We start from the raw sequence: 24664 nt of genomic DNA, 5'->3' as shown, positions 1-24664 counted from the left end.
AATAGGTAGGGTCGGCTCAGGGGATGGGGTAGTTGGCAATCCCCTGAACTCCATGAATCCCTCACAGCTTCAAGCTGTGGGGAGCTAGAAGGGAGAATCCCCCGGTTTCTAACCGGGGGAGTGTCAACAGAACTATTTTCGGTTGGAAAGACTTAGCCATGAGTTTGATGTTTTGCGATTATGGGAGTGTTCTCTGACAGGAACTAACCTGCAAGGATTGCTCCCCTTCCAGGTTTTGAGCCAGGTCAACAACCCGGTTGAGACCCTACGAGAGGTGGTGGAAGAACTGGATGCTATTCCAAATCAGCGGGACAAGAGAGATTTAGCGGCAGCAATAGCGGTCTTGGCCGGACTAGCATTGGATCGAGGCTTGATTCAGCAAATGATGAGGTCTTTAGATATGAGGGAATCGGTCATTTACCAAGAATGGCGTGCTGAAGCTTTACGAGAAGGATTGGAAGAAGGGCGTAAAGAAGGTATTCAGCAGGGTATTCAACAGGGTATTCAACAGGGTATTCAACAGGGAGAAGCAACCTTGGTTTTGCGCATGTTGCAGAAGAAGTTGGGTGATGTACCTCCAGCATTCGAAGTACAAATTCGGACCCTGCCAGCAGAGCGACTGGAAGCCTTGGGGGAAGCGCTATTGGAGTTTAGGAGCCTAGAGGATCTGACCGCGTGGATGACCCGCTCGTAGGAGCCCCCAATAGCCCAATAGAAATTGATCTTCTCAAGGAGTCAAGATTGTGCAAGTAGAACTCTTGGCAGAACAAGCGCAAAGCTGTGCAAAACGGCTGGGGATCCGTCAATTTGATCTGTATGGGGCGCAGGTGGACGAAACCAGCGTACAGGTGGATCAAGGGGATCCCCGGCAGGTGAAAGCCTCCAACCGTTCCAGCGTGACGGTGCGGGCCTGGAATGACCAAGGACAGGTGGGAGTAACCTCCACAACCGATGTAGATGAAGCGGGTTTAGAACTGGCCTTGCAAACCGCCTTTGAAGCCAGCCATTTTGGTGTCCGGGAACATGCCCCGCAATTTAGCCCGGAAGCGACTCTACCCATCGCCCAATCCTCCAACAATAAAGCACCCCTGGCTCTGGCCAGCGACCTGCTGGAGCAATTGGTGGCCGCCGAAAAAGAATTGCTGGGATCCCATCCCGCCATTCAAGGGGTGCCCTACAACGGCTTGGCCCAGCGCCAGATTGACCGCTTCTACCTCAATAGCGAACAAGCCCTCCGGCAGGAAGGCCATACCCTGACTTCGATGTTTCTCTACAGCAAAGCGGAACAGGAGGGGCGCAAACCCCGCAGTGGAGGAGCTCTGCGGGTCAGCCGCAGCCTAGAAGAGCTGGATATTCAGGGTTGTGTCAAGGAAGCTGCCGAGAAATTGATCAGTCACCTAGACTATGAGCGGATCCCGTCCGGCAAGTACACCGTCGTCTTTTCTGGGGAAGCGTTTTTAAGTTTGTTGGGGGCATTCTCCAATGTGTTCAATGCCCAGAGCATTTTGGATAACCAAAGCCTGTCCACCCCTGAGTCCTTGGGGACCACCATTGCCTCACCCCTGTTGTCGGTGTGTGACGATGCATTGCATCCCACGAAGGTGGGGGCAATTAGTTTTGATGGGGAAGGCACCCCAACCCGCCGCGTCCCTCTGATTACCAATGGGGTGCTGACCCACTTTCTCCACAGTGCAGGTACAGCCAAACGTTTGGGAGCTAAGCCCACCGGACATGCCAATATCGGCGCTAAGGTCACGGTGGGATCCCATTACTACCATGTGTTCGCTGGATCTCCTCCGGAAAGCACCTATGACCTGGCTACTGCTGAGAATGTGGTCTGGATTGATGAACTGCAAGCCTTACACGCCGGAGTTAAACCCTTGCAAGGATCCTTTTCCTTGCCTTTCCAAGGCTGGTGGGTACGCCATGGGGAGCGCATCAGCATTGAGGCGGCCACGGTAGCCGGAGATTTTCTCCAGGTCTTGAAGTCCATTGTTTATGTGGAGCCAGAGCCACAACTGACACCGGGGGGGCTGTGCCCGCGCATTTGGGTTGATGATCTTTCCATAACCGGCCAATGAAGCTCACCCGCATCGACCTCAACAGTTGGCTCATCCAAACCCACCAGCAAACCCTCCTGCTGGATCCCTGGCTGGTGGATCCCTTGGTATTCCTGGGGCTACCCTGGTTTATCCGCATCGAGCACCGCAATCCGCCCCCGTTCACCCCGGAAACCTTACCCAAAATTGATGGCATTTTAATTAGCCAAGCCCAGCCGGATCATTGTCACCCTCCGACTCTGCAACGCTTGGATAAGACAATCCCGGTTTTGGCCTCCCCAAGTGCAGCCCCTGTGGTGCGGGGTTTGGGCTTTGCTTCCGTACAAGCTCTGGATCCCTGGCAATCGGTGCAGTGGCAAGATGTGCAGATCACGGCAGTTCCTGGTGCACCCCTAGGACCCATCCGCGAACTGGGCTACCTGCTCAAAGAAGAGAAATCCCAAACTCAGCTTTACTACGAACCGCATCTGTCCGAGCCGGATATCCGCCAACGGTTGCAGCAAGCCTTCTCTCCCATTCAAACGCTGTTAATTCCGGTCGTGGGGCAGGTTTTCCCCCTCCTAGGGGAGGTGATCATGGGGCCAGAACGGGCCTTGCAGGTGGTAGAAGCTCTGCAACCCCGGCAGGTGATCCCAACGGCAATGGGAGAGGTGGATTACTCCGGCTGGTTCGCCTCCCAAATTCGCACCCGCGGCAGCCTGGAGGAGTTCCGGCAAAGGCTGGGATCCCTGAATGCTGGGGCAGGTATCTCCATCCAATTGTGCTGCCCTGCCCCTGGGGAAACGGTGTCCTTGTCGGCGGGGGTGGAAGCATGAGTTCAGGTTCTCAAGTCCCATCCCATCCCAACCGGGATCCCGGCCCCGACCTGCTGGCGATTTTGCGGGAGGACTATGCCCGCTTTCCCGAAAATCAAACATATTCTATTTACGATCCGGAGGTGTATTTCAAGGATCCCGTAAATGAATTTCGCGGTCTGAGTCGGTATCAACAGATGATCGGCTGGATGGGGCGCTGGTTCCAAGACATTCGCCTCGACTTGCACGAGATTCAACAAACCGGCGCTCAAATCCGCACCGAATGGACCCTAAGCTGGTCGCTGCCCTTACCTTGGCATCCCCGTCTGCGGATCCCCGGCTGGACAGAATTGCACCTCAATGAAGCTGGGCTGATTGGATCCCATATTGACCATTGGCGCTGCTCCCGTTGGCAGGTTTTGGCTCAAGTGTTCCAGCCCAGGAATCCCGGCTAATCCGGTCAGGGACCCAATCCGTCTAGAACCCCAAAGCTGACAGGCGGATCCCCCTCAGTCTTCTCCTATCTTGCTGCTCAAAAGCGAAGCGAAAAGTACGGGTATTCTCGAATGTAAGCGCGCGGGATCCCTCGGCACCCTCAAGTGACCTCTCTACAATAAGAAACATCCCGCAACCCATAGCAAAGGGTGAGTGGTAGGGGGCTGGCGCTTTTGTTATCCTGTCGCATAAGTTCCCCTTTTTGCCCGATTCGGGATCCACAGGGGTAATTTGGCAGATTCTGCTCGGCACTCGACGCTGGCGAAACCCGCATCTTTCCGTGCAAGTGTTCGCGTCAACGTGGTGTGGCTGTTATTGGCAGGCTTGGAGAGAGGATATCACCCGATGTTTACTTGGCTCTGGACGAAACAGTTTTCTCGGATGAACCAGAGGCTACAGACTTTGGAAGTAGCCCGTGAGGAAAACCTTTTATCGCCTGATCTGAGTGCCCAAACTCTGCAAGTGGCCCCTGACTTCTGGGAACGGCAACATCAAGCCTTTGTCTATGTGGATAAGCAAATTCAGAAAATAAGCCGTCGCACTAAGATTTGGGGAGCAATGGCGGTGCTGGCCATTCTGGCGGATGCGGCATTGGTGGTAGCAGGTCTGACAGCGATTCAGTCTTTGCAGCAGGTACGAGCCGATCAAACCCTAACCCGCATTGCTCAACAGGCAACTGCCCCAGATCCCGTCCAGAAAGCATTTGACGATCTGGTGGCCCAACTGCCTCAGATGAGCGTAGCGGAGCGGTATCGTGCCCTAGAAGCTCTAAATGCCCTCTCGGCTCTCTCGATGGCTCACAGTGGCAGTGGGTACTACTACGGCAGTTCCGGCATGCCCTTGTATGGCGCTGCTCCCACAGCGGCAGCTACCCCTCTGGAGGCTCAACTGCAAACCATCTATCAACTGGGTCAAATGCGCTCAGTGGAGGCTGTGCCAGCTTTAGTAACCAAGCTTTCGGATAGTGAGGCCGTGGTGCGGGAAGCAGCAGCCCGTGCTCTGGGGCAAATCGGGGATCCCCGTGCCCTTGATCCGTTGCATCATCTGCTGGCCCAAGAGCCTAATGAATTGGTTCAAGATGCAGCGATTGGTTCGATCGCACAAATGCTCCGTTGAAGAGTGTTTTTGGGGAATAGCCCGTTGGTCGTGTAGGTTGTGTGTGGTTTGGGTTGAGGCATTGGGGATGAACATGGATATGACAGGCAGGCTGGGTAGGCTGCTAGGGGCAGCTTTTTTGCTTTGGGGATCCGCACAGCCCGTTTGGGCGCAGGATCCCTTTCGTAGTGGGCCGAATGCGCGGCAGATCAGCCCAGAGGTGGCGGCAGCCTTTGAAGAGTTCTTTTGCGCGGGTCGCTATAGCCAAAGCCGAGAAAAACTGGAGACTGCAAAAAAAGCCTCACCGGAAGAGCCGATGGTTTATGCCCTGTTGGCAGCACTGGCCTACCAAGAAGGGGATATGCAGGAGTTTGCCCAGTTGGCCACCCAAACTCGGCAGGTGGCAGCAGAGTTAAAGAAAACGGATCCCTTGCGTGGCAATCTCTATGAGGGCGTGGGCTATGGGTTAGAGGCAGCCAATACGGTAGTGCGGGATGGCGTGGTGATTGGCCTACCCAAGGCTCTGCCTACCCTGAATCAACTGTTTGCTTCCATTCGAGCGGCGCAGGCGGTGGATGGCAGCGATCCGGAACTGAACCTTTTGAATGGCTATATGGATCTGCTGCTCACCTACCGGGAAAAGGCTCTCAACCAATTCCAGTTGGCGGCTCCTGAGTATCTATCTTACCGTGGACAAGCCTTGGCCTACCGGGATATGCAGCGCTACGCAGAGGCCCTTGAGGCGGTGGATCGGGCGATTGCCACCTCCTGTGACAACCCGGAGCTGTACTATTTGAAGGCCCAAATTTTGGTCTCGCAAGGGGCGGATCGGGAGGCGGTACCTTTGTTTGATCAAGCCCTACAAGCCTCTGCCCAATTACCGGAGCCACTGGTGGATCAAATTCAGATGGAACGGGATCGAGCCGCCCAACGGGGGGGATTGACCGGTCAGTTGCCCGCTACGGCTACCCCATGAGCTTACGAATTAGCGGCAAACGAGAATTGCAAACCCCAGAGGGTTTGGCGACCCGGCCCACGCCTTCTCGGGTACGGCAGGCGTTGTTCAACATCTTGCAAGGGCGGGTGGAAGGCTGCCGCTGGCTGGATCTCTGCTGTGGAGCTGGAACAATAGGAGCAGAAGCCCTCTGTCAGGGGGCTGCTTTCGTGGCAGGGATCGAAATTGCTGCCCCTGCCTGCCGGATTATTCGGGCCAACTGGGCGAAAGTGGCACAGCCGGAGCAATCGTTTCAGGTGATTCAGGGGGATGCCCGTAAACTGCTCAATCGCGGATTGACATGGGATCCCTTCGACTACGTTTATTTTGCTCCCCCCTATGAGGCGGGGCTGTATGCTCCCCTGCTGCCTCTCATTCCACCCCTGCTCAAGCCGGAACAAGGGATCCTAATCGTCGAGCATCGCACTGGTTACGACCTCCCCGAACAGGTGGGATCCCTGCTGCGGTCTGACCAGCGCACCTACGGGCAAACCACTCTGGCTTTTTACCGTGACCTGACAGACTGGCTCTAGTTGGGGAAGGGGGTGCTGACGAAGCCAATTTCCAGCAACTGCTGATAGGCTTGGGTACCCAGTTCGCGGGTTGGGCCTTGGCTGCTGATCACCTGTATCAGCCGTCCCACTGCTTCTTCTGGGCGGCCCGAGGCGCGGTAGACAACGGCCAAATCGTAGGCGGCTTGATCCCGTTCTTGAGCGGCAATACGGGCGAGTTCCCGCTGTTCTTCCGAAATGCGGTTTTGGATCCCGGCGAAGGCCCGCGACAGATCCTGGTGATAGTTGGAGCGTTGGTTATAAGCATCGAACACCTGTTGTAGGAGTTCGGCAGCCCGGTCGTAGTTTTGCGCTTGCAAAGCAGCATCGGCTTCTGCAGCCAGTTGTTCGGCTCGTAAAACGCTGAGGGTGCTGCCAGGTTGCTCTAAAGCCCGGAACTGTTGTGGATTGGGAATGAGTTGTTGCCCAGAGGGAGCAGACAATTGCTGGGCGGTGGCCCAAAAGCTGGAACCGACCCCAAGCGCAAGGCCCAAAAACAGTCCAAAAAACAGACGTGTCCAGGAACGGCGCAGGAAGTCAAACCCATATCGAATCATGTGCAGGTAGTCCTCATAACCTTTTTTGACCCGTTCTAATCTACCTCACTCTCATCACCGCCATCGGGATCCCACTAGTCAGCGGAACCTAGCCCAAAACTTAACGTTTAGGGAAAGTAGAGCGGGGCTTCGCGGGGCTAGGAGGATTTGAGTCGTGGGTGATTTTACTGTGGGAGTTGCCCTGAACGGGTTCGGATCCCTTGGAGGGGGTTGCTTCCGGTAGCAATGGCAGGTTGAGGATAAGCTCGTACATACGCAGGTATTCCAGAGCGGATCGCTGCCAACTAAAATCGGTGGCCATGCCCCGCTTTTGCAGAGCTTGCCAGGTTTCCTTGTGCTGGAAAGCCTCCCAGGCCCGCGCCAGACAAGTATAAAAGTCTAGGGCTTCGTAGCGGTCAAAACAGTAACCCGTACCTATCCCTTTGCTGGGCACATGATGGCTCACGGTATCCACCAGCCCACCGGTTCGCCGCACGATCGGCACACAACCGTAGCGCATGGCGATCATCTGGCTAATGCCACAAGGCTCAAAGCGGCTGGGCATCAGAAAAGCATCCGCTCCCCCGTAGATCAATTGCGCTAACTTCGGTTGGTAACCCTGCTGATAGGACATCTTGCCAGGATGCCGCTCGGCCATTTCCCGTATCCGACCCTCATAGTAGGCTTCACCGCTACCCAGCACCACACATTGGGCATCGCTGTAGGCCAAAAAGCGATCCAGAGCTTGGATTAACAGATCAATGCCCTTTTGCTCCACCAAACGGGCTACCATCCCCAGTGTGAAGACCTCGGGATTAACCGCTAAACCCGTTTGAGTCTGTAGGGCTGCTTTGTTGACTGCCCTTCCCCGCAAATCTGAGAGGCTAAAGGTGGCTTCCAGAGCCGGATCCGTACTGGGATCCACCTTGTCCAGATCAATGCCATTCAGGATCCCCCGCAGGCGTTCCCCTTTCCAGGCCAGCAGATCCTGTAAGCCTTCACCGTGTAAAGGGGTGCGGATCTCCATCGCATAAGTGGGAGAAACGGTATTTACCTGATCAGCATAAAGGATTCCAGCGGCCATGGCGTTGTGGGCGGAAAAGTACCAAGGTATCCAGGTCATGCGTTCCAGTTGCCAGCGCCAAGGCCCTTGGTAGGCCAAGTTGTGAATGGTGAAGACCGTACCAATATCAGAGGCTTGGTGCATCCAGGCCGGGATCATGGCCGTGTGCCAATCGTGGCAGTGGATGATGTTGGGCTTCCAAGGGTAATAGGTCCAGGCGAATTCAGCGACAGCATTGGCAAAAAAGGTGAAGCGCCAAAACTCATCCTCCCCGTAATAAATACGATGGGGAGCAAAGCAATAGTGGCTCACCAGGTATAAGGGTACATCCGTGCCAGGCAGAACACTTTCATAGATCTCTGCCACCTGACCCATCACTTGTTTAGCCCAAATCGGCTCCTTGGAGCGCCGGTATTGTCCTGGTTCTTCACCAAATTGTTCCCATAGAAATCCGTAGAAGGGCATGATAATACGTACATCCTGGCCGAACCCCCGCAAAACCGAGGGCAGGGATCCCACCACATCTGCCATTCCTCCCACCTTGGCCAGTGGTGCTGCCTCAGCCGACGCGAACAAAATCCTGGCTTGAACCACAGTGACCTCCGTGTCGTTCCGGATCCCGGCCCAGCCGCTCTTAGCCGAAACCCTCCCCATCCTAAAACAGAAGGGATCCCTGCACTGGGTGAGCGGCTACCGAGCATTATTCTGAGATTGTGTTGCGATTTCTTGATATTTCGTAAGATAGAAAAACGGTGCTGCTCAGAAATCCTGGGTACTGCCGAATTGCACTTCATGCTTCATGCGTTGTTATTCCGGAGAAACTCATCTTATGACCATAGCGGTAGGACGCGTGCGTCAGGAGCGAGGATGGTTCGACATCGTCGACGACTGGCTCAAGCGCGACAGATTTGTGTTTATCGGCTGGTCCGGCCTGTTGCTGTTTCCCTGCGCCTACTTGGCCTTGGGGGGCTGGCTGACCGGCACCACCTTTGTGACCTCCTGGTACACCCACGGGTTGGCCAGTTCCTACTTGGAGGGGGCCAACTTTCTGACGGTGGCAGTTTCCACGCCTGCCGACAGCATGGGCCACAGCCTGTTGCTGTTGTGGGGCCCGGAAGCGCAAGGGGACTTCACCCGTTGGTGCCAAATCGGGGGTCTGTGGACCTTTGTGGCTTTGCACGGAGCCTTTGGCCTGATTGGCTTCATGCTGCGGCAATTTGAGATTGCCCGCTTGGTGGGGGTACGCCCCTACAACGCCATCGCCTTCAGTGCCCCGATTGCGGTGTTTGTGAGCGTGTTTTTGATGTACCCCTTGGGGCAGAGCAGCTGGTTTTTTGCCCCCAGCTTTGGGGTAGCAGGGATTTTCCGGTTTCTGCTGTTTTTCCAAGGGTTCCACAACTGGACCTTGAACCCGTTCCACATGATGGGAGTAGCGGGTGTGTTGGGAGGAGCGCTGCTGTGTGCCATTCATGGGGCGACGGTGGAGAACACCCTGTTCCGGGATGGGGAAGGAGCGAGCACCTTCCGGGCGTTTGAACCAACCCAGTCGGAAGAGACCTATTCGATGGTGACGGCGAACCGGTTTTGGAGCCAGATATTTGGGATTGCGTTTTCCAACAAGCGGTGGCTGCACTTTTTCATGTTGTTTGTGCCGGTGACGGGTCTGTGGATGGCCAGCATTGGGGTTGTGGGGTTGGCGTTGAACCTGCGGGCGTATGACTTTATCAGTCAGGAGACGCGGGCGGCGGAGGACCCTGAGTTTGAGACGTTCTACACGAAGAACATCTTGTTGAACGAGGGGATCCGGGCCTGGATGGCGCCGCAGGATCAGCCGCATGAGCGCTTTGAGTTCCCTGAAGAGGTGCTCCCCCGCGGCAATGCTCTGTAAGCTGAACCATGGTGTAAATCGTCAGTTTATTTGGGCCAAGGGGCCGCTATGCCTACGGTACTCTAACGGGAGGAGGTGCGAACGGAGCGTTCCACGAACGCCAACGCCTCTTGTCCTACGGACAAACCGTAGGGTCATAGCGGCCCTAACACTCGTCACCCAGCAGGGGGGTAATCCTCCTCGCGACAGCGGTGCGGAGCACTCTAGCCCTTTTGAAATTGAAATTTGAAATCGGTTAGGGACACCACCGTTGTTGAAGTAAACCCGCGTTCACTTTGGGGTTGGCGCAGCCTGCTGTAGGCATTGTTGCTACGCAACACTAATGCTACGCGACACGGGATTGCGGAGCATGAAAGGGCTGTAAGCACTGGATTTTTCGACGTGCCCTGTAGTTTCTGTTACCCAATTTAGGAGGTGCCGCCCTTGTCTTCTGGCAACTGAGCTGCCTCTTTGAGGGCCGACTGGATGGAATCGGCATCAGGCATGGCATGGGAGCCGCCATTTTTGCTGAGGGGAGTAAACCCTTCTAAGCTGCGGATGTAGACGTCCTGTTGTGGGAAAGGGATGCGAATACCGCGCCGTCGAAACTCCGCCTCGATCAGAAAGTTGAGCTCGCTGATCAACACAAACTGGTCTTGGGGTCGGTTGATCCACACCAGCAGTTCAAAATTCAGAGAAGAGGGGCCAAAAGACTTGAGCCACACCTGGGGTGCCGGACTACTGAGCACCCGCGAGTTTTCCTTGGCTGCGCTGAGCAGGGCTTCGGTCACCAACGCTGTATCCGACCCATAAGCCACCCCCACCGGCACATGAATGCGGCAGCGGGGATCCCGGTAACTCCAGTTCACCACCTTCGATTCGGTAAAGCGGGAGTTGGGCACGACCACAAAAATGCGATCTAACGTGCGCAACACTGTTGCTCGAGGACCAATTCGCTCCACTGTACCCAGCAAGTCATCCACCTGCACCAAATCCCCAATTTGAATCGGGCGCTCCAACAAAATGGCCAGATAACTGATGTAGTTGTTGGAGAGGTTCTGCAAGCCGAAGCCGATACCCAAACCGACTGCCCCGGCAATCACCGTGAGAGAGCTCAGGTTCAGGCCGCTGAAGGGCAAGACCAACAGGATCCCGAGCAAGGTAAGGGCGTATTTGAAGATGGCGGCTGAGGATTCTTGGGTACCCAAATCCAGCCCCAGGCGGGTGAGAAATCGCTCCTTAAGACCGACGCTGAGGTAGTGGGCACCTGTGAATACCAGGATAGAAAGGGCCATGAACACCAGCAAACTGGCGATGGAAAGGCTAGAGTTGGGCAAAGGCTGGGTCAAGACGCCAAGGGCGGTGCCGATCACGCGGCTTAGCCCCAGGTAGAAGGAGCGCTGAAAGGGTCGCAGCGCAGGCACAAGGCTGATGCCTCGATCCAAAGAAATCCCGATGATCAGCAGTGCCCCAGCAGCCCGCAAAAGCACCCCGCCAATATCAATCCAGGTATGCCAGGCTTCCCCGGCTTTGGTTTCCAATAAACTCTGCAAGCGTCCCAAGCTGCGATTGAATAGTCGCCAAAGAAAGAACCCCACCAACAGGGTGGCAATTCCCGCTAGGATCGACAGAATCAGCACCCGTGGATCCTGAGCCCGTTGCAAAGCCAGCAGATCTTCGCGGTAGTCACTAATGGCTTGTTCCAGTCGCCGCGCCCAGCTGTTGGCCACCAAACGCACTTCATTCAGGCCCACCTGGCTTAGAGATGTCCGTCGTTCGGCAGCAGCATCAGCATAGGTGACCGTGAACAGATACCGTTGCGTGGGTTCAAAGCGGCCTCTCTCCCCTAGACGCAAAACGTATTGCCCATTGGGGTCTTGGGCCACCCGTACTTCTGGCTCCGGCAGCTGACCTTCATCTAAAAAACGTTCGATCACCGCTCGAATGTTGTCGGCCCGCACATCGCTGGGATATTCTGCCGTCTGCAAGCGAAACACCGGGATGCTCCCCACCAGCAGTTCTGTGCCCTCTTGTCCGGTAAACGGGATCCCAGTTGGGCTGGGGCTAGGGGTTGGAGCAGGGGATCCCTCGGGAGTGGGAGATCCAGCCGGTGTAGGGCTGGGGTTGGTCAGAAAGAAGTTGGGATCCCGAAAATCAAGAGCTTGGGCCAAAGGGATCCCAGAGGGTGAAGCAGCGGCAACAGCAGGAATAAGCCAGAGGCAAATCCCAACCATCAACCCGACCACAAGAGCTGAAATGGCTTGTTTGATGCGAACACCCATCATGATTGGGGATCCCTGGGATGCTAGGCTGCTCTGTAAGCTCATGGTGGCATAAGCCACTCCCCATGTTTGCCAGTCTGGAAGGTATTTTAGGTGCCCTGATGGTTGCCTAACAGGCGTCGGCGCAGTTTTTTGATCTTGTCCCGCAGTTCAGCGGCTTCTTCGAATTCCAGGTTTTTGGCGGCTGTTTTCATTTTCAGTTCCAGTTGGCTAATCAGCTCCGGAATTTCCGAGAGAGGGATCTCTTCCGAGGCTTGGAAGGCTTTCTCCAAATCTTGATCGCTAAGTTTGCGGGAGATGGCCAAAAAGGACAAGATGGCATTGCTGGATTTTTTGATAATCGGCTTGGGGGTAATGTTGTTTTGGATGTTGTATTGTAATTGAATTTCCCGGCGGCGCTCGGTTTCTGCGATGGCTCGGGCCATACTACCGGTCATATTGTCGGCATACATCACCACAGTTCCCCGTACATTTCGGGCTGCTCGCCCGATCATCTGGATCAGAGATCGTTCTGCCCGCAAAAAACCTTCCTTATCCGCATCCAAAATCGCCACCAAAGACACTTCCGGCAAATCCAACCCTTCCCGCAGTAGGTTGACCCCCACCAGTACGTCAAAAGCGCCTTCCCGAAAATCTTGTAAAATCTCGATCCGCTCAATTGAGGTAATTTCAGAATGCAAATAACGGACACGGATCCCGCGCTCCTGTAGGTATTCCGTCAGATCTTCCGCCATACGTTTGGTAAGAGTGGTTACAATCACCCGTTCAGCGGGGCCACGTTGGGAGCGTTCTAAGCGTTCGTAAATTTCCCCCATCAAGTCATCCACCTGCCCGGCAGTAGGGCGTACATGCACCTCTGGATCCACTACGCCTGTGGGCCGAATCACCTGCTCTACGACTCGACCAGTACCAGGGCGGTAAAGCATCAATGGCTTGCCATTCTCAATCAGGGTTTCAAACTCAGCTTCACTTTGTTCCAGTTCCCAGTTGCCAGGAGTAGCAGAAACAAAGACACACTGATGGACTTTCGCCCAAAATTCTTCTGCCTTGAGAGGGCGATTATCCAAGGCGCTGGGCAAGCGAAACCCGTGATCCACCAGCACCTGTTTGCGGGCACGGTCGCCATTGTACATGCCGCGAATTTGGGGCACTGTCACATGTGATTCATCGAGCACCAATAGCCAATCATTCGCCTTGAAATAATCCACCAAACAGGCAGGGGGATCCCCTTCCTTACGTCCGGTCAGGTGTCGAGAATAATTTTCGATACCACTGCAATAGCCCACTTCCCGCAGCATTTCCAAGTCGTAGCGAGTACGTTGTTCCAAGCGTTGGGCTTCGAGCAGCTTGCCTTCCTTTCGGAAGCGGGCCAATTGATCTTCTAGTTCTTGCTCAATATCGATCAAAGCTTGCTCCAGTTGTTCTTCCGGTGTCACAAAGTGTCGAGCCGGATAAACCCTGAGGGCACTGAGACTGTTCAAAATTTCGCCCGTGACCGGATCAATTAAACGAATGGCATCGATCTCATCTCCAAAAAATTCGATGCGAATGACCCGATCTTCGTAGGCTGGAACAATTTCTAGCACATCTCCCTTTAGACGGAAGCGTCCTCGGGTCAACTCCAAATCATTGCGCTCGTACTGCACACTGGCCAAATCCCGCAACAGATCTCGCTGGTTGAGTTCTTGCCCTACCTTGAATGGGATGGAAGCATTGAGGTACTCTTCCGGCATTCCCAAGCCGTAGATACAACTCACAGATGCAACAACAATTACATCCCGTCGTTCAAATAAAGAGCGGGTGGCAGAGTGTCGCAACATATCAATTTCATCATTAATGGAAGAAGACTTGGCAATATAAGTATCGGTACTGGGAACGTAGGCTTCCGGTTGATAGTAGTCGTAATAGCTGATAAAGTATTCAACGGCATTATGGGGGAATAGCTCTCGCAGTTCATTACACAGTTGTGCAGCCAAGGTCTTGTTGTGGGCCATCACTAAGGTCGGTTTACCAACTTGTTGAATGGTATGGGCAATGGTGAAGGTTTTGCCGGTGCCCGTTGCCCCGAGCAGGGTTTGAAAGCGATGACCTGCACGAATAGAATCCACCAATTCGGCAATAGCCTTGGGTTGATCTCCGGTGGGTTGGTAGGGGGAAATCAGTTGAAACTCAGACATGGTTGTGTGAGGATCCCAGAGCGAATAATCAAATCTAAGCCAAGATGCTATTTTCCAAGTTTGCAGATTCTAAGGCCGCTACACATGTAGTCGTTCCACTTTGGGCCAGCTGATCTTTCGTTGGATAAAGGTATAGCCAAATTCTGCCAGCACCTCCTCCGGCTCAAAGGGGAGATCAAAGTAGCTCCTGAAGGGATAAGCCTGATCCGGCTTCAGCAAAGGAACTTTCGGCATAGGGATCCGGGCAAACCCCATCTCTCAACTGGGCTTACTCTAGCACCGGGCCTACGGAATGGGGCTGAAAGGGTCAACTTGGATCCCCCAACGCTGAAGGGATCCCGTTACGCTAGAGACATGTTCACTTCCCCGAGCGATGCAGGTACAAGACAAGCCCCTTTCTCTGCCCACCCCCATCACCGCTGAGCAGTTGGCAGAACAGATGCCCTCTGCAAAGGGTTTATTGAGCGATGAACCGGAAATGGAAAGTTCACTTCATGCTGCCCAAATGCTGTTGTTGGTGAGCATTCTAGAATGGCTTTGGCTGGGTCGAGAGGATTACTTCATCGGTTACAACCTGACGATTTATTTCAACCGAGAACAATTAAAAACCAAAGACTTCCGTGGCCCTGATTTCTTCTTGGTTAAAAATGTTGTGCAATGGCCGCGCCCTTCCTGGGTAGTGTGGGAGGAGGGCGGTCGATATCCGGATTTGATCATCGAGTTGCTGTCAGATTCCACCGCACAGACAGATAGAACAACCAAGAAAGAAATCTACCAAAATATCTTTCGGACACCCGAATATTTCTGGTTTTCCCCTGAATCGCTGGAGTTTGCCGGCTGGCGCTTACAGGGATCCCACTATCAGGAGATTCCGGCCAATGAGCAGGGTTGGCGCTGGAGCGAAGCATTGGGACTTTATCTTGGCATCCACGACCGTAAGCTCCGCTACTTTGGCCCCGAGGGCGAGTTGATCCCCACACCTGCCGAGGCAGCCCTGCAGGAGCGACAAAAATTTGTTCAGGCTCAACAACAAGCAGTACAGGCTCAACAACAAGCAGCACAGGCTCAACAACAAGCAGCACAGGCTCAACAACAAGCAGCACAGGCTCAACAACAAGCAGCACAGGCTCAACAACAAGCGGAATTGGAACGACAAAAAGCCGAACGGCTCGCTGCTCATCTGCGTTCCTTGGGAGTGGATCCTGAGACTCTGTGGTCATGAGCCCAATGCCCCACAGCTGGGATCCCGGATCCCTGACGGAAAGTCGTAACCCCGCCACCCTTGAGATTGATAACCTCAGCACCTTGGAATTGGTGCAGCGGATTAATGCCGAAGATCGCCGTGTGCCGGAAGCAGTGGCCAACCAAGCTGAGCCGATTGCCGCAGCCATTGATGCCATTGCCCAACGAATGCGGCAGGGAGGACGACTGATCTATCTCGGGGCAGGGACATCCGGTCGTTTGGGGGTTTTGGATGCTGCCGAGTGTCCCCCCACCTTTGGTACTTCACCTGGACAAGTCATTGGCCTGATCGCTGGGGGCGAAAAAGCCCTGACCCAAGCGGTGGAAGGAGCGGAGGATGACCCAGAAGCGGGTGCCCTTGCCCTACAAAATCTCGAGCTTCAAACCTGCGATAGTGTGGTAGGGATCGCCGCCAGTGGCCGTACCCCCTTTGTGTTGGGTGGGATCCAGGCGGCCAGAAAATCCGGTGCTCTGACGATTGGCTTGGCCTGTAACCATCCCTCTCCCCTCACGGAGCAAGTGGATATTGCCATCGCACCTTTGGTAGGGCCAGAGGTGATCCTGGGTTCCACGCGCATGAAGGCGGGCACAGCCCAAAAGTTGGTCTTGAACACCCTCTCCACCGGGGTGATGATTCGTCTGGGCAAAACCTACGGCAACCTGATGGTGGATCTGCAAGCCAGCAATGCCAAGCTGAAACGGCGGGCGGAACGGATGGTGGCTTTGGCCTGTGATCTCGATGCTGCTACGGCTACCCAACTGTTGCAAGCTTGTGATGGAGAGGTAAAAACGGCGATCCTGGTGGCTCTCATGGGGTGCTCTCCCCAAGAAGCGCGTCAGCATTTGCAACAAGCTCACGGCAGGATTCGTCAAGTGCTAAATTCAGCTCTACCGCAGCAACAGTGATCGGTTTGGATGACTTGTCCATGAGTGTTTGTGGCTACCTCTATACCCCCTCCCATGCTGTCTTGGAGGATCAAGGGCTGGTGTGGCTCAAAGCACAAGGGGCCGACCCGGTTCTACACGATTGGGGATCCCGAGCTTACCTGGAAGACCTGTTTCAGCGCATTAGGGCTGGGTCGGTGCAGGAGCTGCTGCTCTTGCGGTTATCGGATCTGGGGGATCGAGCGGATGAGATTCATGAGCGGCTACTCCAGATTCAACAGGCTGGGATCCAACTCAGTCTGGTCACAGAATCCGGGGTACAAACCCCCGCCGATGCCGAAACCTGGATCCCGCTGTTGGCAGAAATTCCCCATCAGTTGCAAAGCCGCCGTCTCTGCCGTAGCCAAGCCAAGAATCGATTGGCGGGTAAGCCGCCCCCTGGCCCTGCCCCCTTTGGGTACCGCCGTGAAGGGGATCGCTACGTACCGGATCGCAAGCAAGCGGGGATCGTTGAGGATTTTTTCCAGCACTTTTTGCTCTACGGATCCCTGCGACAGGCGGTGCGCTTCATCGAGGAGAAACACCACAAACGCATTTCGGTAGCCACCGGACGCAACTGGCTGCTCAACCCCGTCTACCGAGGGGATTTGGCCTACACCGACGGCACCACCCTGCGAGATACTCATCCGGCAATGCTCAGCCGTACAGAAGCCGCCCAGATCGATCGTTGGCTGAAACGCAACCAAGGGATCCCGCGCCGCAGTGCCAGCGCTCCTCGCTCTTTGGCTGGTTTGGTCAAGTGCTGTTCTTGTGGCAGTCTGCTGCGAATTGTGCAAACCACGCCTCGCCAAGGCAAGAAAAACAGCCCCTCCTACCTCTATCTGCGTTGTCAAACCTGCCGCTACAGCCTCAACTATTCAGAGGTTTTGCAAGATGTGATCCAGCAAGTGTGTGAGCAACTGCCCCAACGCACTCGCCAACTGGATAAGGATCCTTTTGCCCTCGCCCGGCAAAGGATCCAATCTCAACTGCAGGCCAATACCGACATTCTCGGCCAGCTAGAAGCCTTGCAGTGCTCCGGGTTGATGGATGAGCACTCGTTGGCCCAACGGCGCTACCAACTGCGGGCGGAAAATGCCCTTCTGGCCCAAAAGCTGGAGCAACTGCCGCCACCCAACCTACCCCAGATCGCACAAACCCTCTCTATTCAGCCCTTCTGGCAAGATCTCACGGAAACCGAACGACGCGCCTATCTACGGGAGTTCCTGCGTAGTATTGAGGTGGATTCCAGCGGGGATGTACGGGTGGTTTTTGTATTTGATCCCTAGGGCATGTTAGCGAGTAGATGTGTTAGCAATTGACCAAGTCTTGCTCAAGAGTCAAATCCACTTTAGGTTGGAATTCTCTATCGGTATCTGGGATCCAGCAGCAGCGGTAGCCTTGTTTTTGGCTTCTGATGCAGATGTACCCTGAGGCTATACTCAAGTCATCTCCCCTAGAAACTGCGGCAGATGTCGGATCCGAATCAAGAGCTCAAGGATTTAATCCTGGCTTTGGACAAAAAGCTGGATGGTTTCGATCGCAAATTCGAGACTCAAATTACCGAACTCAAAAACGAGGTTCGGCTGGTGAGGATCGAGCTGGAAGCGAAGATTGACCTCAGCCGCAGTGAGTTAGAAGCCAAGATCGACCTCAGCCGCAGTGAGCTAGAAGCCAAGATCGACCTCAGCCGTAGTGAACTAGAGGTCAAGATCGCCGAACTCAGTGGCAAAATGGACGGCTATAGCAAACGCTTAGACCAACAGGAGTTTGTCAGTCGGGGGGCTATTCTTGCCCTGGTGGTCGGAGTTGCCTCAGGATTTATCAAGTACCTCTTTTTCACAAGCTAAGCCGGAAGCGGCAGCCGGATCCCTAGCTTCGCTACAGTCTCCGTCATCTAGCTCGTTTGATGATCTTCCCAAGGGATCCCTTGCAGAATCGGTTTTCTCTGGCTCTTTCTGGCAACTGAGATAATTCTTGATAATCTCTGTCCTCAAGGCTGCTGAGGTGGGGTTGGGATCCTAGCCTTGGGGCGGAGTGCTCCCCGTTGAGCGTAATTGAGTCGCCTGGATCCCTTTCCTGTCAAGGAAAGTTGAAGGTCTTGAAATTTTGCTTTTGATCACACCTAGATTTAAATAGCAGGATAAATCGTTTTAGATTCCCAAAATAAACCCTAGCGCCTCTTAGAAAGCGATTTCATTCTATAGAAACTTTTATGGGCCTTTCTGCCCCTTCGTATGACCAGCTTTATCCTTCGCAACAGTTCTCAAGGGGTGGATTCCCTGCTGATAATGGCCTTTGGAAGCCCCGATTGAGGAACGCGCTGTGAAACTGGCAGTTTATGGAAAAGGTGGCATTGGCAAATCCACCACGAGTTGCAATATTTCGGTGGCCTTGGCCAAGCGGGGCAAAAAAGTCCTGCAGATTGGCTGTGATCCCAAACACGACAGCACCTTCACCCTGACTGGCTTTCTGATTCCGACGATCATCGACACCCTGGAATCCAAGGGTTACCACTACGAAGATGTCTATCCCGAGGACGTAATCTACCGAGGTTACGGTGGCGTGGACTGTGTGGAGGCCGGTGGCCCGCCAGCAGGTGCAGGCTGTGGTGGCTATGTGGTCGGAGAAACCGTGAAGCTCCTCAAAGAACTGAATGCTTTCGACGAATACGATGTCATCCTCTTCGATGTGTTGGGAGATGTGGTGTGTGGGGGGTTTGCGGCCCCGCTCAACTATGCTGATTACTGCTTGATTGTCACGGACAATGGCTTCGATGCTCTGTTTGCCGCCAATCGTATTGCTGCTTCTGTCCGAGAAAAGGCCAAAACCCGCAAGCTGCGGCTGGCAGGCTTAATCGGCAATCGCACCAGTAAGCGGGATCTGATCGACAAGTATGTTTCCGCCGTACCGATGCCGGTGATCGAGGTGCTTCCTCTCATTGAAGATATCCGAGTCTCGCGGGTGAAGGGCAAAACCATCTTCGAGATGGCAGAATCTGACCCTGATCTGGAACCTGTCTGTCAGTACTACCTGAACATTGCCGATGAGCTGCTGGCTCGTCCAGAGGGGATCGTGCCCAAGGATGCGCAAGATCGGGAGTTGTTCACCTTGCTTTCGGACTTCTACAACACCCCGGCTCGTGAACCCGCTTTTGCCTAAGGGATCCTGATCTTCATCTTTCCAAAGTTTAAGAAATTCTTCGGAAAAGCATCTCAAACCTTATCAATTTGTGGTCATGTCTGCTTTCCGCTCCAAGATGGATTCTGCCTGGATCCCGGTTCTGGGGTCTGGATCCCTTCGGACACTATCTCGAAATGGCACGGGAGTTTGATATGGAAGGACAAGAGCAACCCACGGTCGTGATTACCGGAGCTTCCTCCGGCGTTGGCCTGTATTCAGCGTTGGCTTTGGCGAAGCGGGGCTGGCATGTGGTCATGGCCTGTCGAGATCTGGATAAAGCCTACCGGGTGGCTCAACAGGTCGGGATCCCGCAGGGCAGCTACACCCTGATGAAGATCGACCTGGGCAACCTGAGTAGTGTGCGGCAGTTTGTCGAGCAATTCCGCAACTGGGGTCGTTCCTTGGATGCTTTGGTTTGTAATGCCGCCATCTACATGCCCTTGCTCAAGCAGCCCTTGCGCAGCCCGGAGGGGTATGAGCTGACCATGGCCACCAATCACTTGGGGCATTTTCTCCTTTGTCATTTGATGTTGGAGGATATGAAACGCTCCACCTATGGGGATCGGCGCATGGTGATCTTGGGTACGGTCACCCACAACCCGAAAGAACTGGGGGGTAAAATTCCACCTCAACCCCACTTGGGAGATTTGCGGGGCTTTGCTCAGGGCTTTAAAGATCCGATCACGATGGCGGATGGGGGCAAATTCGAGCCCGTGAAAGCCTACAAAGACAGCAAAGTCTGCAACATCCTCACCATGCGGGAACTGCATCGCCGCTTCCACGAGAGCACCGGCATCACCTTCCTGTCTCTCTATCCCGGTTGTGTGGCGACTACAGCCCTATTTCGCAACCATTACCCGCTCTTTCAAAAGCTCTTTCCCTGGTTCCAAAAGAACATTACAGGGGGGTTTGTTTCGGAAGAACTGGCGGGGGAGCGAGTCGCCCAGGTGGTGGCGGATCCAGAGTTTCGGCAGTCGGGGGCCTACTGGAGTTGGGGCAACCGCCAGAGGAAAAATGCCAAGCCGTTCAACCAGGAAGTCTCTGACGAGGCGGGGGATGATGCTAAGGCCAAACTGCTCTGGGAGTTGAGCGAAAAGTTGGTGGGTGTGCCTCAACTGGTAGCTCGTTAGAAGAGGGTTAGACCTGAGGGAGAAGGAGAAAATACATCACGCAATTAAATCACGAATTTCTTGTTTCTCCCTCGAATCGATCAAACTATCGTCATAAAAAGTATTGTCATAATTGTCATAAAAGTTTCCGGGAGTCACTCATGACCGCCACATTAGACACCAACAACGCTCTCAATTTCCAATGCGAAACCGGCAACTATCACACTTTTTGTCCCATTAGTTGTGTGGCCTGGCTCTATCAAAAAATTGAGGATAGCTTCTTCTTGGTGGTGGGCACCAAAACCTGTGGCTACTTTTTGCAAAATGCGATGGGAGTGATGATCTTTGCTGAGCCGCGCTATGCGATGGCGGAGCTTGAGGAAGGGGATATCAGCGCCAAACTGAACGATTACGAAGAATTAAAGCGGCTTTGTCTCCAGATCAAGCGAGATCGCAACCCCAGCGTGATTGTTTGGATCGGCACCTGCACCACCGAAATCATCAAAATGGATCTGGAGGGTTTGGCGCCAAAATTGGAAGCGGAGATCGGGATCCCGATTGTGGTGGCCCGGGCCAACGGCCTTGACTACGCCTTTACCCAGGGGGAAGACACGGTTTTGGCGGCTATGGCGCAACGCTGCCCAGAACAACTCAAGCCCGAAGAACAACAGACCCGAGGTGGGTTGCAGGCGATCTTTAACTTCTCGAAGAAGAAAGAAGGTGTTCCTGAGGATGAAGGCTTCCAGAAACATCCGCCTCTGGTGATCTTTGGTTCTGTGCCTGATCCGGTGGTAACCCAACTCACCCTAGAGCTGAAAAAGCAAGGGATCCGCGTGTCGGGGTGGTTACCAGCCAAACGCTACGGTGAACTGCCGGTGGTGGAACCGGGCACTTTTGTGGTGGGGGTGAATCCCTTCCTGAGCCGAACCGCAACAACGTTGGTACGCCGCAAAAAAGCAAAATTGATCACGGCTCCGTTTCCCATTGGACCAGATGGCACCCGCGCTTGGATAGAAGCTATTGCTCAAGAGCTAGGGATCCAACCCCAAGGCTTGGCAGAACGGGAGGCAGAAGTCTGGAATCATCCCCAGATTCAGGAATATATCGGTCTGCTACGGGGTAAGCGGGTGTTTTTGATGGGGGATAATCTGCTGGAGATCTCGCTGGCCCGCTTGTTGGTGCGCTGCGGCATGACCGTGCAAGAGATTGGGATCCCTTATCTGGACAAACGTTATCAAGCGGCTGAGTTGGCCCTCTTGGAGCGCACCTGTGAGGAAATGGGGGTGCCCAAACCCACGATTGTGGAAAAGCCCGACAACTACAATCAAATTCAGCGCATCAAAACCCTACAGCCGGATCTGGTGATTACCGGCATGGCCCATGCCAACCCCCTGGAGGCACGCGGAGTAACCACCAAGTGGTCGGTGGAGTTTACCTTTGCCCAGATCCACGGCTTTGGCAATACCCAGGATGTGCTGGAATTGGCCACTCGTCCCCTGCGTCGCAATGCTGCCCTGAAGGGGTTGGGCTGGGATAAGTTGGTGCGGGAAGAAGCCCAGGTTTAGCCTTCGGTTTCCTCATTGTCGTAGAGGATCCCGTCCATGTGATCCGGTAGGTGTTGTTGGTCGATCCAGACCATCCCCGCCAAAATCGCTTCGGCCTCGCTCTGGAAGTAGCCGTAGGCTTTGGTGGTGGTTTCCTGCTTCTGGCAGCGAAAGATAAATCCTTTGTCGGTGGCTTGGGTGCTGATGCTCCAGTCGCGGTGAGGGTGCTCTGCCATGACAGGGATCCTGGGGGTCATCGTCTACAGGGTATCAGGTCGTCTCTAGTCTGGGGAGCAGGGTTACCGCTCTAGCGGGAGTTTTCAAGGACAGGGCTTGTGTCTTTTCGGTTGATAGACCCTGTCTCTGTGCAACGGGACTAGCGTTGCCGTATGGATCGCTACAGGCAAACGCGCTCGCGTGCCCTGGGTGCAAAGGGCTGGAGCTGGAATTCTGTTTGATTTAATTAGGATCCAAAATGAGGTTTCTTGTATTATCGATAACCAGTCACTCCCGGTATACGATGACGGATCCCAGCGATACCCTTTGGGTTTTGGTCTGTGCTGCGCTGGTATTTATCATGCAGCCCGGCTTTATGTGTCTGGAGTCGGGGCTAACCCGCAGTAAAAACAGCATCAATGTGGCCGCCAAGAACTTTGCCGATTTTGCTCTTGCTTCCGGGCTGTTTTGGTTGGTGGGGTTTGGGTTGATGTTTGGCCCCAGTTGGCTAGGAATTTTCGGGTACAGACAGTTTGCTCTCGACTTGAATGGGCCGGGATCCCTGGCCACCTTTTTCCTCTTTCAAGCCATGTTTTGCGGGACGGCCACCACGATTGTGTCTGGGGCGGTTGCAGAGCGGGTTCGCTTTGGGGCCTACGGCCTGATGAGCTGCCTGATCTCGGGGTTGATCTATCCGATCTACGGTCACTGGGTCTGGCATGGGTTGGATCAGGGACAGGCGACGGGATGGCTGGGGCAGTTGGGATTTATCGATTTTGCCGGTTCTACGGTAGTCCACAGCATTGGCGGTTGGGTAGCCTTGGCAGGGCTGATGGTGATTGGGCCGCGGGCCGGTCGGTTTGATGCCCAAGGTCGTCCGAAAAAGCTGCTCGGTTCTAGCTTGCCCCTGTCGGTATTGGGGGGGATGTTGCTCTGGTTCGGTTGGTTTGGCTTTAACGGCGGCAGTGCTCTAGGGCTGGGGTCAGAGGTGCCGCGCATTCTCACCAATACCCTCATGGGCGGGGTGGGCGGGTTGATCGCTGGGCTGGGGATTGCTTTGGTCTATTTGCGACGGGCAGAAGTGGATTGGATGATCAACGGGTGCTTGGCCGGGTTGGTGGCGATTACGGCGGGCTGTCATTTGGTGTCTACGGCTGAAGCCGTCTGGATTGGGGCGATCGGGGCTTCGGTGGCGATTTGGGTGAGCCTGGGGATGGAGCGCTGGCAGCTGGATGATGCGGTGGGGGCGGTGCCAGTACATCTGGGGGCAGGAGCCTGGGGAACGCTGGCGGTGGCCTTTTTCGGCGATCCCGAACAACTGCCCTTGCCGGTGTTGCCACAACTGGGGATCCAACTGCTGGGGGTGGTGACGGCTGGGATCTGGGCCTTTGGGCTGGCCTACGGCATTTTTCGCGGTCTTGATCCTTTCTGGCCCTTGCGGGTTACACCTGAAGCAGAGGAGCTAGGGCTGAATATCGTCGAACATGGGGCGAAAACAGAAGCCTATGACCTAATTCAGGTGATGAGTGCCCATTCCCATCGTCAAAACTTAAGTCAGCGGGTGACGGTGGAGCCGTTCTCGGAGCTGGGGTATGTGGGATCCCGTTACAACCAGGTGATGGATGCCCTTGCGGAAGCCCAACAGGAAATTCAGCAACTGAACCTGAAGCTCAAAGCAGAAAACCAACGCATGGGATCCGAATTGGAGCTGACCCGCCGCTTGCAACAGTTAATCCTGCCCAAGGATCGGGAATTGCAGCGGATCCCGGGGTTGGATATTGCTGGGTTTATGGAACCGGCGACCGAGGTGGGAGGCGACTACTACGATGTGCTGGAACACAACGGTCTGGTGCGCATTGGCATTGGCGATGTTACCGGCCATGGCCTAGAGAGCGGCATGTTGATGTTGATGGCGCAAACGGCGATCCGCACCCTAGCCATTCAACAGGAACGGGATCCGGGGCGGGTACTGGAGATTCTCAACCAGGTGATTTACGAAAATGCCCAGCGCATGAACTCCGACAAGAACATGACCCTGATGTTGCTGGACTACCACGACGGCACCCTCCGCTTCAGCGGCCAGCACGAGCAGATGATTGTCGTGCGCACAGATGGCTCGGTTGAGAAGGTGGATACTCTGGATCTGGGTTTCCCGATTGGACTGGAAGCGGATATCCGCGACTTTATTGCCCAAGCTGAGGTTCATCTTGCTTCTGGGGATGTGGTAGTGCTCTACACCGACGGCATTACGGAAGCCGAGAACCGATCCCGAGAGCTGTTTGGGTTGGAACGGTTATGTCAGGTGGTGCAAAGTCATTGGCAAGCCACCGCTGGTGAAATCTGCAAGGCGATCATCACGGAAGTGCGGCAGTTTATTCAGGAGCAGCAGATTTTTGATGACCTCACCCTAGTGGTGATTAAGCAACTATAAAACCAGCTCCTCTCCCTAACTCAGATATCCAGACCTGGCCCTTGATCTCAAACAGGCGCTTGCTTGAGGAGGATCCCTGGGCATCAACTGACGGACGGGAT

Annotated in this window: 22 protein-coding genes; 16 read left to right on the top strand and 6 right to left on the bottom strand. The window is 54.6% G+C overall.

Annotated elements, in window-relative coordinates:
• Positions 1–235: 235 nt before the first annotated feature.
• The 7 genes from JX360_RS12005 to rsmD all read left to right on the top strand — a co-directional run bounded on the left by JX360_RS12005 (position 236) and on the right by rsmD (position 5971).
• Positions 236–694 carry a DUF4351 domain-containing protein gene (locus tag JX360_RS12005; RefSeq protein WP_244351221.1) on the top strand — a complete coding sequence of 153 codons (459 nt, stop codon included), beginning with the start codon at positions 236–238 and terminating at the stop codon, positions 692–694.
• A 46-nt stretch (positions 695–740) separates the two neighbouring features.
• Complete coding sequence (locus JX360_RS12000) at positions 741–2081, top strand: TldD/PmbA family protein (protein ID WP_244351251.1); 1341 nt, start codon at positions 741–743, stop codon at positions 2079–2081.
• On the top strand, positions 2078–2875 hold the full coding sequence (locus tag JX360_RS11995) for an MBL fold metallo-hydrolase (RefSeq protein WP_244351219.1): 798 nt from the start codon (positions 2078–2080) through the stop codon (positions 2873–2875). Before JX360_RS12000 ends, JX360_RS11995 begins: the two co-directional genes overlap by 4 nt.
• A complete protein-coding gene (locus JX360_RS11990) occupies positions 2872–3309 on the top strand; it encodes a C6orf136 family protein (protein ID WP_244351217.1) in 438 nt (145 codons plus the stop codon). The genes JX360_RS11995 and JX360_RS11990 overlap by 4 nt, the downstream gene beginning before the upstream one ends.
• Before the next feature lie 385 nt (positions 3310–3694).
• Positions 3695–4465, top strand: a complete 771-nt coding sequence (locus JX360_RS11985) for a HEAT repeat domain-containing protein (RefSeq protein WP_244351215.1) — start codon at positions 3695–3697, stop codon at positions 4463–4465.
• A 79-nt stretch (positions 4466–4544) separates the two neighbouring features.
• A complete protein-coding gene (locus JX360_RS11980; protein ID WP_244351213.1) occupies positions 4545–5420 on the top strand; it encodes a Sll0314/Alr1548 family TPR repeat-containing protein in 876 nt (291 codons plus the stop codon).
• On the top strand, positions 5417–5971 hold the full coding sequence (rsmD, locus tag JX360_RS11975; protein WP_244351211.1) for a 16S rRNA (guanine(966)-N(2))-methyltransferase RsmD: 555 nt from the start codon (positions 5417–5419) through the stop codon (positions 5969–5971). Before JX360_RS11980 ends, rsmD begins: the two co-directional genes overlap by 4 nt.
• Here the strand turns inward: rsmD and JX360_RS11970 are convergent.
• Both JX360_RS11970 and glgA read right to left on the bottom strand, forming a co-directional pair.
• A complete protein-coding gene (locus tag JX360_RS11970; protein WP_244351205.1) occupies positions 5968–6546 on the bottom strand; it encodes a hypothetical protein in 579 nt (192 codons plus the stop codon). The two genes, rsmD and JX360_RS11970, sit on opposite strands and share 4 nt — an antisense overlap.
• A 100-nt stretch (positions 6547–6646) precedes the next feature.
• Complete coding sequence (glgA, locus tag JX360_RS11965; RefSeq protein ID WP_341830551.1) at positions 6647–8182, bottom strand: glycogen synthase GlgA; 1536 nt, start codon at positions 8180–8182, stop codon at positions 6647–6649.
• A 235-nt stretch (positions 8183–8417) separates the two neighbouring features.
• Here glgA and psbD point away from each other — a divergent pair, with 235 nt between their 5' ends.
• On the top strand, positions 8418–9476 hold the full coding sequence (psbD, locus tag JX360_RS11960) for a photosystem II D2 protein (photosystem q(a) protein) (protein ID WP_244351202.1): 1059 nt from the start codon (positions 8418–8420) through the stop codon (positions 9474–9476).
• A gap of 407 nt (positions 9477–9883) precedes the next feature.
• Here the strand turns inward: psbD and JX360_RS11955 are convergent, their stop codons facing one another.
• The 3 genes from JX360_RS11955 to JX360_RS11945 all read right to left on the bottom strand — a co-directional run bounded on the left by JX360_RS11955 (position 9884) and on the right by JX360_RS11945 (position 14148).
• The gene (locus tag JX360_RS11955) at positions 9884–11782 is read right to left on the bottom strand and encodes a mechanosensitive ion channel family protein (RefSeq protein ID WP_244351199.1); all 1899 of its coding nucleotides are present in this window, start codon (positions 11780–11782) and stop codon (positions 9884–9886) included.
• Positions 11783–11826: 44 nt separating this feature from the next.
• Positions 11827–13914 carry an excinuclease ABC subunit UvrB gene (gene uvrB, locus JX360_RS11950; protein WP_244351180.1) on the bottom strand — a complete coding sequence of 696 codons (2088 nt, stop codon included), beginning with the start codon at positions 13912–13914 and terminating at the stop codon, positions 11827–11829.
• A 78-nt stretch (positions 13915–13992) separates the two neighbouring features.
• Positions 13993–14148 carry a hypothetical protein gene (locus JX360_RS11945; RefSeq protein ID WP_244351178.1) on the bottom strand — a complete coding sequence of 52 codons (156 nt, stop codon included), beginning with the start codon at positions 14146–14148 and terminating at the stop codon, positions 13993–13995.
• Between the two features lie 139 nt (positions 14149–14287).
• On the opposite strand from JX360_RS11945, the gene JX360_RS11940 reads away from it, so the two are divergent.
• From JX360_RS11940 to JX360_RS11910, 7 genes are all read left to right on the top strand, one after another.
• Positions 14288–15136, top strand: a complete 849-nt coding sequence (locus JX360_RS11940; protein WP_279611462.1) for a Uma2 family endonuclease — start codon at positions 14288–14290, stop codon at positions 15134–15136.
• Entirely contained in the window at positions 15133–16062 is a 930-nt protein-coding gene (murQ, locus tag JX360_RS11935; protein WP_244351243.1) for an N-acetylmuramic acid 6-phosphate etherase, read from the top strand. The genes JX360_RS11940 and murQ overlap by 4 nt, the downstream gene beginning before the upstream one ends.
• A gap of 20 nt (positions 16063–16082) precedes the next feature.
• Positions 16083–17369, top strand: coding sequence for a recombinase family protein (locus JX360_RS11930; RefSeq protein WP_244351176.1), 1287 nt, complete (start codon positions 16083–16085; stop codon positions 17367–17369).
• A 183-nt stretch (positions 17370–17552) separates the two neighbouring features.
• Complete coding sequence (locus JX360_RS11925; protein ID WP_244351173.1) at positions 17553–17930, top strand: hypothetical protein; 378 nt, start codon at positions 17553–17555, stop codon at positions 17928–17930.
• Positions 17931–18405: 475 nt separating this feature from the next.
• Positions 18406–19242: a ferredoxin:protochlorophyllide reductase (ATP-dependent) iron-sulfur ATP-binding protein gene (gene bchL, locus JX360_RS11920; protein WP_244351171.1), complete on the top strand. Its 837-nt coding sequence runs from the start codon at positions 18406–18408 to the stop codon at positions 19240–19242.
• Positions 19243–19415: 173 nt separating this feature from the next.
• Positions 19416–20393 carry a protochlorophyllide reductase gene (locus JX360_RS11915; protein WP_244351169.1) on the top strand — a complete coding sequence of 326 codons (978 nt, stop codon included), beginning with the start codon at positions 19416–19418 and terminating at the stop codon, positions 20391–20393.
• 140 nt (positions 20394–20533) lie between these two features.
• A complete protein-coding gene (locus JX360_RS11910; protein WP_244351167.1) occupies positions 20534–21937 on the top strand; it encodes a ferredoxin:protochlorophyllide reductase (ATP-dependent) subunit N in 1404 nt (467 codons plus the stop codon).
• Here JX360_RS11910 and JX360_RS11905 read toward each other — a convergent pair.
• The gene (locus tag JX360_RS11905) at positions 21934–22152 is read right to left on the bottom strand and encodes a hypothetical protein (protein ID WP_244351165.1); all 219 of its coding nucleotides are present in this window, start codon (positions 22150–22152) and stop codon (positions 21934–21936) included. The genes JX360_RS11910 and JX360_RS11905 overlap by 4 nt on opposite strands.
• 239 nt (positions 22153–22391) lie before the next feature.
• Here JX360_RS11905 and amt point away from each other — a divergent pair, with 239 nt between their 5' ends.
• A complete protein-coding gene (gene amt / locus JX360_RS11900; RefSeq protein ID WP_244351163.1) occupies positions 22392–24563 on the top strand; it encodes an ammonium transporter in 2172 nt (723 codons plus the stop codon).
• The last annotated feature ends 101 nt before the right edge of the window (positions 24564–24664 follow it).

It is taken from the genome of Thermostichus vulcanus str. 'Rupite', assembly GCF_022848905.1.
Classification (GTDB): Bacteria; Cyanobacteriota; Cyanobacteriia; order Thermostichales; family Thermostichaceae; genus Thermostichus; species Thermostichus vulcanus_A.
This window is presented reverse-complemented; position numbering and strand designations above follow the sequence as displayed.